Below are 12821 nucleotides of genomic sequence, written 5' to 3'. Positions count from 1 at the left end.
CCTCCACCGCCGCCCTCACCCCGCTGACGGGCCATCTCCGCTTCGATGGAAGCGAGGAGCTGGCGCTCCTTGTCATGCCAGCGCGACTTGCTGGGGTCGGCCAGCGAGCGACGGGCGCCGTTGGCGTAGAACTCCAGGTCCTGGAGGCTGGCGCCGTAGACGGGCGCGCCCTTGCTGCGCCCGTAGTTGGGAAGGGTCATGCCGTCGCCACCGCCGGCGGGCGCACCCGCGGCGGGCGCGGCGCGACGGGCGGCCGGGGCCGCCGCGACGGGCGTGGCGCTCATGGACAGCTCGCCCAGTTGCAGCGTGAAGCCTTCGCCGTTCCTGTACGCCGTGCCCACCCGGACCTGCTCCACCTGACCGTCGGGGCGACGGACCGCGACGGTGACTGGATATTGCTCGCTCATGCGGCCCGGATTCACACCACGGGCCGGCCGCTGTCAACGATGGAAGCGGCGCATGTCGCACGCATGGCGGGTCGCCTGGGACGACCCACCACGGAACATGCCCGGGAGGCGACGTCTCCCGTCAGTTCAACGACACCATGCCGCCGCTCGAGCCCTTCTTGCGCACCCAGGCCTTGGGCTTGGGCGGCGCGGCGACGGGAGCGGCCGGCTTCGCCACTTCCTTCAGCGCCTGGCTGCCGGCGCGACCGCGCGGCAGCTTCACGTCCTGCACTGACTGCGAGCGGGCGCCATCCACCCACGACTCCGGACGGCGGCCGGTGCGGATGAGCAGGCGCAGCTTCTGGTAGTGCGCCGAGCAGTAGCCCTTGGAGCGGCTCTGACGCTTGCACCCGATGACCGCGCACGCCTGGTTGTCTTCCGCGGCAGGAGCCTTCGCGGCCGGACGGCCCGGCCCGCGGGTGGCGGGCGCCTTCACAAGGGCGGCCTTCGCGGCGGGAGCCTTGGCGGCGGGCGCGGCCTTCGCGGCGGGAGCCTTCGCAGCGGGCGCCTTCGCGGCAGGAGCCTTCGCGAGCGCTGCCTTCGCGGCGATGGTCTTCGCGGACGGCGGACGACCCGGCTTGCGACGGGCGGGCGGCTCCGGGGCCAGCGTGGGCGTGCGCACGCCCGCCACGGCGCCCAGACGGCTGGACAGCGGTGCCAGACGGCGCGTCACCTCGCGAAGCACATCCAACGCATCCAGACCCTTGGCCATACGGGCCACGGCCTTCGTAACGGGAGCGAGTTGCAACTGCAACTCGCGTCGGACCATGTCGCGGAGTTCGTTCTCAAGAGAAAGTGGGGCCATGTGGGGCAGGATATACACCCAACCGCCCGGGGCGGGATGGAAACATCGTCCAAGATGTTAAAGGAACCCGTCATGACTCCGGTTTCCCCCACTCCCGTCCGCTTTCGAGGCACCGACTCCTACCTCACGAGCGAGGGCCTGCAGGCCGCCGTCAACTGCGCCCTCACGCTCCAGCGCCCCCTCCTGGTCAAGGGCGAGCCCGGCACTGGCAAGACGCTCCTCGCGGAAGCGATTGCCCAGGGACTGGGATTGAAGCTGCTGACCTGGCACGTGAAGAGCACCACGCGCGCCCAGGATGGCCTGTATGTCTACGACACCGTGCAGCGGTTGTATGACTCGCGCTTCGGCGACGGGGACGTGCGCGACATCCGGCGATACATCCGCCTGGGGCCGCTGGGCGAGGCGTTCGCCTCCCCCGAGCGCGTGGTGCTGCTCATCGATGAGGTGGACAAGGCCGACCTGGAGTTCCCCAACGACCTGCTCCACGAGCTGGACCGGATGCGCTTCCGCATCTCCGAGACCCAGGATGAGGTCGTGGCGAAGAACCGCCCCGTGGTGCTCATCACCAGCAACAACGAGAAGGAGCTGCCCGACGCGTTCCTGCGCCGGTGCGTGTTTCACTTCATCGACTTCCCGGAGCGCGACCTCATGCAGCGCATCGTGGATGTGCACCATCCTGGGCTGGAGGCCTCACTGGCCGAGCAGGCGCTCAAGGTCTTCTACGAGCTGCGCGCGATGACCCGCCTGCGCAAGCGGCCCTCCACCAGCGAGCTCATCGACTGGATCTCCGTGCTCAAGGCCAACGGTGTGATGGAATTGAAGCTGGATGAACAGTTGCCGTTCCTGGGCGCGCTGCTCAAGAAGGAACAGGACCTGGTCGCGGTGGCCGAGGCGTTCAGGGGCGGCCGCAAGTCTCGCGCGTAGCAAGGGAAGGAGACGGGCCATGTTCCTGCCGTTCTTCTACGAGCTGCGAAAGCGCGGGGTGAAGGTGGGCGCCCAGGAGGCGCTCGCCCTCGCCGGTGCGCTGAAGGCCGGGCTGCATGACAGCAGCCTGGATGGCTTCTACCACGTGGCTCGCGCGCTCCTGGTGCACTCGGAGACGCAGCTGGATGCGTTCGACCAGGCGTTCCTCGCGCACTTCCAGGGCGTGGCGTCCGATGCGCTCAAGCTCACCGAGGAATTGCTGTCCTGGCTGGAGGAGGCCAAGGAGCGTCGGGACCTGAGCCCCGAAGAGCTGGCCATGCTGGAGCAGTGGGACCCGGAGGAGCTGCGCAAGCAATTGGAGCAGCGCCTCAAGGAACAGACCGAGCGCCACGACGGCGGCAACCGCTGGGTGGGCACCGGCGGCGCGTCCGCGTTTGGCAACAACGGCATGGCGCGCCAGGGCGTGCGCATTGGCGGCACCGGCGGACGTCAGGGTCAGGCGCTGTGGCAGGCCGGGGCGCGCAAGTACGCGGGCTACCGCGACGACGTGGTGCTGGACACGCGGCAGATGGCCGTGGCGCTGCGCAAGCTGCGGGCCTTCGTGCGCGAGGGCGCCCTGGAGGAGCTGGACATCGACGAGAGCATCTCCGCCACCGCGAAGAACGCGGGCGAGCTGGAGGTGGTGACGCGTCCCCCGCGCCGGCCGAACACCCGCGTGGTGTTGTGCATGGACGTGGGCGGATCCATGGATCCATACGCGCACCTGGTGAGCCGGTTGTTCAGCGTCGCCAGCCAGGCGTCTCACTTCAAGGAGCTGCGCACCTACTACTTCCACAACTGCGTCTACGGGAAGCTCTACGCCACGCCGCAGCTCACCGGTGGCCTCACCGTTCCGGAGCTCACCGCGCAGGTGGGCCGGCACCACAAGCTGGTGATGGTGGGCGATGCATCCATGGCCCCGTATGAGCTGGGCATCCGCACGGATGCCAATGGTCAGTACCGCCAGGAGGGCTTGGAGGGCATGACGTGGATGATGCAACTGGCGCAGCACTTCGAGCGCAACGTGTGGCTCAACCCGGAGCCTCGCGGGTCGTGGCGCTCGGGCACCATCGCGATGCTGGCCAATGTGTTCCCCATGTTCTCCCTCACCGTGGAGGGATTGGGTGAGGCGGTGAGCCACCTGACGCGTGGGAAGACGCCGCGCGGGGCGGCGACCCGGCGGTAGGAGACGCCATGGCTTCCTTTGCTCCCATCAGCGTCCTGGATGCTCCGTCCAACCTGGGCCTGCGGCCTTCAGCCCCTGGGGTGATTCCGGGCGTGTATCAACTGCCCCGGGCCCTTCGCGCGCAGGGCATCGTGACCCGGTTGGGCGCGGAGGACGCGGGGATGGTGATGCCTCCCGCGTACTCTCCGGAGGCGGAGCCGGACACCGGCTTTCGCAATGGCGCCGCGCTGGGCCGGTACAGTGTGGCGCTGGCGGATCGCATCGGGGCGCTGCGGGCCCAGGGACGTTTCGTGCTGCTGCTGGGCGGGGATTGCAGCGTGCTCGTGGGGTCGTCGCTCGCGCTGCGGCGGGCCGGGACGCATGGCCTGGCGTTCATCGATGCGCATGACGACTTCTCGTATGACAAGGACCGCGCCGCCCTGGCGGGTCGGCTCACCGCGGCGGGACTGGACCTGGCGCTCGCCACCGGCCATGGACCGGATGCGCTCTGCGACCTGGACGGACTCAAGCCGTACCTGCGCGAAGAGGACGTCGTGCACCTGGGCCTGTCCCGCAGTGACGAGGACACCGCCGTGCTCGCCGTGCAGGAGTTCGACACGTCCCGCATCCCTTCCCTTCCGCTCACCGCCATCCGTCAGCGTGGCGCGGACGCTGTCGGAGATGAGGCGCGTGCCCTGCTGGAGGCCCGGGAGTTGGATGGGTTCTGGATCCATGTGGACGCGGACGTGCTGGACCTGTCCGTCATGCCCGCCGTGGATTCACCCAACCCGGAGGGACTCCGGCTGGAGGAATTGACCTCCCTGCTGGCCTCACTGCTGCGCAGCCCCCAGGCCGTGGGCCTGGAGCTCACCATCCTGGACCCGGACCTGGACCCCGAGGGCCACTGCGCCCGGGCCTTCACCGAGGCCGTGGTGGCGGCGTTCGCGCTCAGCGGCCGCGTCCCCTGAGGCATTCCCGGCGGGTCCCAGTGTCCCCTGCCAGCCAGCCCACCTGACGGCGGGCCCGTTTCGTGCGGCGCGGCGTCCCCGGTTACGGCATGGTGCGCCCACGACGCAGCCGGCGTGGGGAGACCGCATGACGACCGAGAAGATCGATACCCAGGCAATCAACACCATCCGAACCCTGTCCATCGACGCGGTGGAGCAGGCCCACTCGGGTCACCCGGGCGCGCCCATGGCGCTGGCCCCGGTGGCCTACCAGCTGTGGCAGCAGGAGCTGCGGTACGACCCGGCCCAGCCCCAGTGGCCGGACCGCGACCGCTTCATCCTCTCCAACGGTCATGCGTCCATGCTGCTCTACAGCCTGCTGCACCTGGCCGGCATCAAGCGCCTGGACGAGCAGGAGCGCGTGACGGACGTGCCCGCCGTGTCCCTGGAGGACATCAAGAAGTTCCGCCAGCTGGACTCCGCCACCCCCGGCCACCCCGAGTACCACTGGACCACCGGCGTGGAGACCACCACCGGCCCGCTGGGCCAGGGCGTCGCCAACAGCGTGGGCATGGCCATCGCCAGCCGCTGGCTCGCGGGCCACTTCAACAAGCCCGGCTTCGAGCTGTTCACCCATGACGTCTACGCCATCTGCGGCGACGGCGACATGATGGAGGGCGTCGCGTCCGAGGCCGCCTCGCTCGCCGGCCACCTCCAGCTGCCCAACCTGTGCTGGATCTACGACAGCAATCACATCTCCATCGACGGCAGCACCGACCTTGCCTTCACCGAGGACGTGGGCCGCCGCTTCGAGGGCTACGGATGGCGCGTCATCCAGGTCACCGACGCCAACGACCTGGACGCGCTGAGCAAGGCCTACAGCACCTTCAAGCAGCAGCGCGGCAAGCCCACCCTCATCGTCGTGAATTCGCACATCGGCTACGGCGCGCCCAAGAAGCAGGGCCTGGCCAGCGCCCACGGCGAGCCCCTGGGCGCCGAGGAGATCAAGGGCACCAAGCGCTTCTACGGCTGGCCCGAGGACGCGCAGTTCCTGGTCCCCGACGGCGTGAAGGAGCGCTTCCAGGAGCGCATGGGAGCCCGCGGCAAGCAGCTTCGCGAGGCGTGGGAGAAGTCGCTGGCCGGCTACCGTCAGCAGCACCCGGAGCTGGCGCACGAGCTGGACCGCATGCTCAAGCGCGAGCTGCCGGATGGCTGGGACAAGGAGCTGCCCGTGTTCCCCGCGGACGCGAAGGGCATGGCCACCCGCGAGTCGGGCGGCAAGGTGCTCAATGCACTCGCGAAGAACTACCCGTGGCTGGTGGGCGGCTCCGCCGACCTGAACCCGTCCACGAAGACGTACCTGTCCGCCTCCACGTCCATGAAGCCGGGCGAGTACGCGGGCCGCAACATCCACTTCGGCGTGCGCGAACACGCGATGGGCTCCATCGTCAACGGCCTCAACCTGAGCAAGGTGCGCGCGTACGGCGCCACGTTCCTCATCTTCAGTGACTACGAGCGCCCCGCCATGCGCCTGTCGTCCCTGATGGAGATTCCCTCCATCCACATCTTCACCCACGACTCCATCGGTCTGGGCGAGGACGGCCCCACGCACCAGCCCGTCGAGCAGTTGGTGTCCCTGCGCGCCATCCCCGGCAACATCGTCATCCGCCCCGGCGACGCCAACGAGGTCACCGAGGCCTGGCGCTACATCGCGCAGCAGCAGCACCACCCGGTGGTGCTCGTGCTGTCGCGGCAGCCGGTGCCCACGCTGGACCGCACGAAGTTCGCTCCCGCGTCCGGGCTCTCCCAGGGCGCGTACATCCTGCAGGAGGCCGAGGGCGGAAAGCCGGACGTCATCCTCATCGGCACGGGCACCGAGGTCGCGCTGGTGATTGAGGCGGCGGAGAAGCTCAAGGCCGAGGGCGTGAAGGCCCGCGTCGTCAGCATGCCGTCCTGGGAGCTGTTCGAGCAGCAGCCCGCCGAGTACCAGGAGCGCGTGCTGCCCGCGGCCCTCACCGCGCGCGTCGCGGTGGAGAAGGGCGCCGCGTTCGGCTGGGAGCGCTGGGTGGGCCACATTGGCAGCGTCGTCGGCATGCGCAGCTTCGGGGCTTCGGCGCCCATCAAGGCGTTGCAGCAGAAGTTCGGCTTCACCGTGGAGAACGTGGTGAAGGAAGCGCACGCCACCATCGCCAAGATGAAGAAGTCGAAGGCCTGAAAATAAAAGGGCCCCGGACCCTCCCCCGAAGGTCCGGGGCACCTCTGGGTTCACCGCCGGGCTTACCTCCGGCGGGAACTCCATGGATGCGTGTGGCTGTGTTCCCCCCGTTTCAGCGGTGCTTCGGTGTGGCTCAGGCCGCGAAGTAGACCGGACGGGCCGGGGGCGGGCTGCTGATGAACTTCATCTCCTTGATCATCTTGTTGAAGTCGCTCTGGTCGATGCCCGTGCCGCCCTTGGCCTGCGCGCGGGTGGCGTACTTCTCGTAGGTGTCCACGACCTTCTTCGCGTCCGGCGTGAGGCGGTCGTAGTTCTGGCGCGCCCACTTCATCGTGTCGGTGAACTCCAGGCCCGCCGCCTGGCCGTCCAGGTCCGCGGCGCCCTTCTCGATGGCCGCCGTCAGGTCCTTGCCGTTGATCTTCCCGCTCTTCGAATCCAGGCCCTCCAGCGCGGCGCGCATGGAGTCGTCGCGGAAGGTCTTGAAGCCGTCCAGGGTCTTGAACATGGCGTCCGCCTCCTTCTGCGTCAGGCCGTCCGGGCCGGCCTTCTTCGCGGCGGACTGGTAGGCCTTCAGCACTTCCTTCGCCTCGGGCGTCAGGCGGCTCTCGTTCTTCGCGGCCCACTTCTCGAACTCCTTCAGTTCGGAGGTGGTGGAGTGCGCGTCCGTGTCCGAGATGCCCTCGCGGATGGCCTTGGTCAGGTCCTCGCCGGAGATGGGGCCCTGCTCCTTGTCGAGCGCCTCCGTGGCCTTGCGGGCGCTCACGTCACCGGCGCCCACCTTCTTCATCTCCGCGTTGAGCGCGCGGGTCTCCTTCGTGTTCAGGCCCTCGTGGCCCTTGGCCTGCGCCGCCTTGGCGTGCTTGCGGTAGACGTCGAGCACTTCCTTCGCCTCCGGGCTCAGCTTGCTCTCGTTCTTCGAGGCCCACCGCTCGAACTCCTTCAGCTCCGCGCCGGCCGCCTGGCCGTCCAGGTCCGCCGTGCCCTTCTGGATGGCCTTGGCCATGTCCTGGCCGGAGATGGGGCCCGGCTTCTGGTCGAGCGCTTCCGTCGCCTTGCGGGCGCTCACGTCCACGGCGGCCGCCTTCTTCATCTCCGCGTTCATGACGGCGGACTCCTTGTCCGTCAGGCCCGTCTGGCCCTTCTCCTGCGCCGCCTTCGTGTGCTTGCGGTAGACGTCGAGCACTTCCTTGGCCTCCGGGCTCAGGCGGCTCTCGTTCTTCGTGGCCCACTTCTCGAACTCCTTGGCCTCCGCGCCGGCGGCCTGGCCGTCGTGGTCCGCCGTGCCCGTCTGGATGGCCTTGGCCATGTCCTCGCCGGACACCGTGCCGCCCTTGCGGTCCAGGTTCGCGAGCGCCTTCTTCGCGCTGGCGTCACCCACGTCGCGCATCTCCCCGAGCATCTTCTTGAAGTCGTCCTGCGGGATGCCGGACTCGCCGCGCGCCTGGGAGAGCGCCGCGTACTTGGAGTAGAGGTCCATCACCTGCTTCGCCTCCGGCGTGAGGCGCTCGCGGTTGTTCATGGCCCAGTCCGCCACGGTGCGGTACTCGGAGGAGGCGGCCTGGCCGTCCAGGTCCGCGGTGGCGCGGTCGATGGTGTCCGCCATCTGCTCGGCGCTGATGGGGCCCGAGGTCTGGTTCAGCTTGTTCAGCTCCACCAGCGCGCCCACGTCCTTGGGCATCCAGTCGTTCCGGGGCTGCACCGCGAACTTCTTGCCCGCGTCGAACTGGTCGGCCTTGTTCAGCCCCGCCTTCAGCTCCGCGATCTGCGCCTTCATGCCCGACATCTGCGTCTTCATCTCCTTCAGCGAGGAGAGCAGCGCGGCCTCCTTGCCGGACAGCTTCGACGGCGTGCCCAGCAGCTTGTTCTGCTGCGCGTTGGAGATGGCGGGACGGTTCGAGATGACGGTGGAAGCGGTCTTGGTGACGGACATTTTTGATCTCCGGTAGGAGCGGCTTCCTCGTCGGAAGCGGTATGCCGGGACCTATTGCGCGCGTCGTGCCATCCCTGACCACAGTGGGAAGCGCTGTGATTTCATGGAGTTGCGCGGCGAGGGCGCACTCCGCGGGGTGGTGACTCCAGTCACCATGGTGGTGACAGTCACCAGCCCCCCATCCCCCCGGGTGGTGATTCCGGTCACCAGGTCCTCACGCCCGGGGGCGCGCTTGCTCGGGGCGGTTTCTAGACTCCGCCTCGCAGCTCTGTCTCGCTCCACAGCGCGCCGTCGCGTTCGGTCAGCAGGAAGGTCAACCTTCCCTGATGGAAGCCTCGCACCGGGGCCTGGGGCTCCGGGAAGCCCGGGGGCGGACGCCAGTCCGGGGGCTTCAGCGGTGACAGGGGGATGGACTGTTCGCGGCGCAGCGCGCCCACGTCCTGGTCGGTGAGGTCCCTTCCGCGTGCCCAGGGAAGGACGTCGTGGCCGTGCAGCTCCACGCGGTGGCCGGGGCCGGGGTCCTTCCACGGGCCGATGGCCGTGCGATTCAGCGCGGAGAGGTGCGCTCCACAGCCGAGCGCCCGCCCCAGGTCCCTTGCCAGCGAGCGCACGTAGTAGCCACCCCGGCAGGTGAGCTCCAGGACGCTGGCGCGTGGCAGGTCGTGCGAGTGCCAGCGGGCGGTGTGCAGGTAGACGCGCGAGGGGGGCAGGTCCACGGCTTCGCCCCGGTGCGCCTTGCGGTAGGCGGGCTCACCGCCGATCTTCTTCGCGCTGGTGGCCGGAGGCACCTGCTCCGTCCAACCGAGGAACGGCTTCAGCGCCGCGTCCAACAGGGCCGGGGTCAACGCGCTCGCATCACCCTGGTACACGGGCCGACCGTGCAGGTCTCCCGTGTCCATCTCCGTGCCCCACTCCACTCGGGCCACGTACGTCTTGGGCGCGGCGTGCAGCAGTTCGAACAGGTGCGTGGCCGGACCCACCAGCATGAGCAGCAGCCCTTCCGCGAACGGATCCAACGTGCCGCCGTGCACCAGGGCCGTGCGCCGGTTGGGCCGCGTGGCCTGGGCCTCCTCCTGGAAGGCTCGCACGGTGGCGAAGCTGGTGGCGCCCACGGGCTTGTGCGTCAGGTAGAGGCCGGGGGTCATGCGTCTTCTCCGTCATCGTCCCGGGCGCGCTCCTTGCGCACCGTCGTCGCGCCCTGCTGCTTCTCCAGGTGTACCGGCTCCGCGCCGGAGTGCTGGGAGACGGTGTTCGCCAGCTCCTCCGCGTGCGTCGTCACCCAGACCTGACTGTGCTTCGCCGCGTTCACGATGAGCCGGCCCAGGGGCTTGAGCAGCTCCGGGTGCAGGCTGGTCTCCGGCTCGTTCAGCGCGAGGAACGGCGGCGGCCTGGGACTGAGCAGCGCCGCCAGCAGGCACAGGTAGCGCAACGTCCCGTCCGACAGCTCCGTCGCCGCCATGGGCCTCAACAGGCCGGGCATCTGGACGAAGAGGCTGAAGCGTCCCTCCTGCGCGTGGACCTCCAGCCGCGCCCCGGGGAAGGCGTCGTCCAGGCCCTGCTCCAAAGCGGCATCGTCCCCCACCTCCAGGATGGTCTGGAGCGCCGCCGCCAGGTCGCGTCCGTCATGCGCGAGCACCGGCGTGCGCACGCCCACCTGGGGATGCCTCAGGGGTGCATCCGGGTCCGTGCGGAAGTGGTGGTAGAAGCGCCACGACGCCAGGGCGCGCCGCACCTCCATCAGCCGGGGGAAGCGGTGCGGATCCGACAGCTGATCCAACACCGACTCCGCGGTCCACAGCTCCGTGGGGAACGTCACCTTCGTGCCGTCCGCGTCGCGCAGGAACGCCGTGCGGTCCTTGCGCTCCATCAACACCCCGCGCCGGCCCCCCGAGTACGCCCACAGGTGCTCTTCCTTCACCTCCGGATCCAACGCGAAGGCCGTGCCCGACCCCGGCACGGGCCCGCATTGCAGTTCGTACCCGAGGTCGTCCAGGTCCACCGCCACCTTCAGCCGCACCGGCTTCTTGGGGTCGCGCGGGCCGGCCCACATCACGCTCGGCGTGCCGCCCTCCTCCGCCAGCGTGCGCGCGAGCCGCCCTTCCGCCGACGCCGCGAGCAGGTACAGCGCCCGGTACAGGTTCGTCTTGCCGCTGCCGTTGGGCCCCACCACCACGTTCACCGGCCCCAGCTCCAGGTGGAGCTGACGCACGGAGCGGTAGCCGGAGATTTCCAGACGCGTGATGGGCATGGCCGGCGCAGCCTAGCCCCGCCCACGGGCTCGCGGCGCCGTGCCTTCCAGATTCCGGGGCCCCGCCCAAGGTCCTGAAAGGACTCGGCCCGCCAGGAGTGGCGGCTCGCTGCGTATAGGATTCCGCGTGCCCGCATTCCGTGGCGCTTGAAGGAGAGGGTTCCATGTCGCCTCCGTTCCGCTGGCTCCTGAGCCTCACCCTGGCCCTGGCCCTCACGGGCTGTTCCGAGGAGTCCTCGGAGGAGGATGCCGGCACGCGCCTGGATGCCGGCTCGACGTTGGACTCCGGCACGTCCGTGGATGCCGGCGCGTCCGAGGACTCCGGCACGACGCTGGACTCCGGCACCTCCGATGCGGATGCGGGGACCCGGGACGCGGGGGACCCGTCCTCCCAGGACGCCGGCAGCGGGAGTTCCGACGCGGGCCCCCAGGCGGACGCCTGGGACGGCGGCGCCGAGACGCTTCCCGAGCTGTCCGACTGGCTGACCCCGCCCCTCTATTCGGAATGCTCCCTCACCCTTCCGACGGGCTCCCCCATCACGGACTGCAAGGACCTGTCCCTGTTCGACCTCTCCTCGTGTCCCGCGGGCGCGTTCGACACGCTGGAGTCCGTGGGCACGTACCACCTGCTCGGCCGGGGTCTCTCCGGGTACGTCACCGTCAGCTATGGACTGACGCTGCCGTTCGACGGGGCGCCGGGCACGCTCAACGGCAGGCCCCTGACGCGCCAGTCCGTGGGGCCGGGCTCGTTCGTCTTCAGCACCAGCTTCGCCGCGACGCCTCCCTATATCCCCGCTCGGGACTTCACGTTCGTGGGCTGCACCCGGCCCGAGCCCCGCCGCGTCAACGGCTGCTATGTCCAGTGCGCCGACGGCAAGGTGCGCAGCCAGGGGACCTTCACCGCGCTGCGCCCCTCCTGGGGACGCGGTGAGTCCGAGTCCTCGGGCGGCCTCACCCTCCACGGCGAGGCCTCGGTTCCCCTGGGCTTCCCGGTGGATGTCTATGTCGCGAAGGACCACGCCTACGTGGTGGCCATCGGGGACAAGGCCGATGCTGGCGGCCTGGCCGTCTTCGACGTGAAGAACCGGAGCAAGCCCGTCCTCACGAAGCGCATCCAGCTTCCCGGCGACAGCTACTGGAATGGCGTCTGGGCGAAGGGCGACGCGCTCTACATCGCCAGCACCAAGGCCGGCGTCATCGTCTACGACATCTCCAACCCCGCCGACCCGCAGTACATGCGCGCCGTGCCCGGCGAGGCCATCGCCGTGCACACCGTCCACGTGCAGGGCGACCGGCTCTATGCGATGGCGCCCGAGCCCGCGAGCCAGACGCTCCTGTTCGATGTGACCTCACCGCTCTCGCCCGTGCTGCTCAACCGGGTGACGGTGTCCGGTGAGTGGGGAGGACCGCACGACGCCACCGCCTACGGCGACCGCCTCTACATCAACAGCACGAGCTCCGGCTTCGTGGCCTTCGACGTGAGCAACCCGGAGCATGCGCTGGAGTTGGGCGCGTATGTCTTCGACGGTCAGTACTCCCATGCGAGCGCGGTGGGCACCTTCGCGGGCCGCACCATCGCCTTCGAAGGCGGCGAGGGAGTCAACGCGCACCTGCGCGTGCTGGACGTCACCGACCCGGCGAACATGCGGCTCATTGGTGAGTACGGCCTGCGCCCCCACTTCTCCATCCACAACATGATCCTCAAGGGCACGAAGCTCTACATCGCGTACTACCACGAGGGTGTGCGCGTGCTGGACGTGTCCGTGCCGCCGAAGCCTCGCGAGGTGGCGTACTTCAACACCTTCCTCGAAACCCAGCCCGGCCGGAGCAGCGGGATGTTCGAGGGCGCCATCGGCATCCGCGTCCCGGGCGACGGGTACGTCTACGTCGTGGACACGGCGCGCGGACTGCTCATCTTCAACGAGCTGTGAGGGATTGAGCCCGCGCGCAAGGGCGCCTGGGACGCGCGGGACCGATGGTTTCCGGATGGGGGGCATCTCCCGACTTCCTCGCCGAGGGGATGACACCGGACCGTATCGCGAGAGGGCCCGCCGTCCTGGCGGTGCCCAGGTCCCCCGCGAAGAGGTCCGCCCCCCATGTCC

General features: G+C 69.3%; 10 protein-coding genes. 5 read left to right on the top strand and 5 right to left on the bottom strand.

From position 1 onward, the window contains the following. Positions 1-407: hypothetical protein (locus D7Y13_RS28535; protein ID WP_120630829.1), on the bottom strand; the 407-nt coding region annotated here is incomplete at its 3' end. Positions 408-528: 121 nt separating this feature from the next. Next, the gene (locus tag D7Y13_RS28530; protein ID WP_341870445.1) at positions 529-1158 is read right to left on the bottom strand and encodes a vegetative protein; all 630 of its coding nucleotides are present in this window, start codon (positions 1156-1158) and stop codon (positions 529-531) included. Positions 1159-1323: 165 nt separating this feature from the next. Between D7Y13_RS28530 and D7Y13_RS28525 the strand changes: the two genes are divergently transcribed. The 4 genes from D7Y13_RS28525 to tkt all read left to right on the top strand — a co-directional run bounded on the left by D7Y13_RS28525 (position 1324) and on the right by tkt (position 6541). Beyond that, positions 1324-2175: an AAA family ATPase gene (locus tag D7Y13_RS28525; protein ID WP_233595682.1), complete on the top strand. Its 852-nt coding sequence runs from the start codon at positions 1324-1326 to the stop codon at positions 2173-2175. 19 nt (positions 2176-2194) lie between these two features. Beyond that, the gene (locus D7Y13_RS28520; protein WP_120534931.1) at positions 2195-3400 is read left to right on the top strand and encodes a vWA domain-containing protein; all 1206 of its coding nucleotides are present in this window, start codon (positions 2195-2197) and stop codon (positions 3398-3400) included. 8 nt (positions 3401-3408) lie between these two features. Next, a complete protein-coding gene (locus tag D7Y13_RS28515; RefSeq protein ID WP_120584369.1) occupies positions 3409-4347 on the top strand; it encodes an arginase family protein in 939 nt (312 codons plus the stop codon). 127 nt (positions 4348-4474) lie between these two features. Beyond that, entirely contained in the window at positions 4475-6541 is a 2067-nt protein-coding gene (gene tkt, locus D7Y13_RS28510; RefSeq protein WP_120584370.1) for a transketolase, read from the top strand. A 133-nt stretch (positions 6542-6674) separates the two neighbouring features. Here the strand turns inward: tkt and D7Y13_RS47215 are convergent, their stop codons facing one another. The 3 genes from D7Y13_RS47215 to D7Y13_RS28495 form a co-directional block, all read right to left on the bottom strand. After that, positions 6675-8471, bottom strand: a complete 1797-nt coding sequence (locus tag D7Y13_RS47215) for a hypothetical protein (protein ID WP_199732826.1) — start codon at positions 8469-8471, stop codon at positions 6675-6677. Positions 8472-8719: 248 nt separating this feature from the next. Beyond that, entirely contained in the window at positions 8720-9616 is an 897-nt protein-coding gene (locus D7Y13_RS28500) for a pseudouridine synthase family protein (protein WP_120584371.1), read from the bottom strand. Continuing rightward, positions 9613-10719 (bottom strand): AAA family ATPase, encoded by a 1107-nt coding sequence (locus tag D7Y13_RS28495; RefSeq protein WP_120534935.1) that lies wholly within the window; start codon positions 10717-10719, stop codon positions 9613-9615. The genes D7Y13_RS28500 and D7Y13_RS28495 overlap by 4 nt, the downstream gene beginning before the upstream one ends. Before the next feature lie 164 nt (positions 10720-10883). Between D7Y13_RS28495 and D7Y13_RS28490 the strand changes: the two genes are divergently transcribed. Further along, positions 10884-12650 (top strand): LVIVD repeat-containing protein, encoded by a 1767-nt coding sequence (locus D7Y13_RS28490; RefSeq protein ID WP_120584372.1) that lies wholly within the window; start codon positions 10884-10886, stop codon positions 12648-12650. Positions 12651-12821: the final 171 nt, after the last annotated feature.

This window comes from Corallococcus praedator (assembly GCF_003612125.1).
Taxonomy (GTDB): domain Bacteria; phylum Myxococcota; class Myxococcia; order Myxococcales; family Myxococcaceae; genus Corallococcus; species Corallococcus praedator.
The sequence above is the reverse complement of the archived record's forward strand: the minus strand, read 5'-3'. Positions and strand labels throughout refer to the sequence as shown.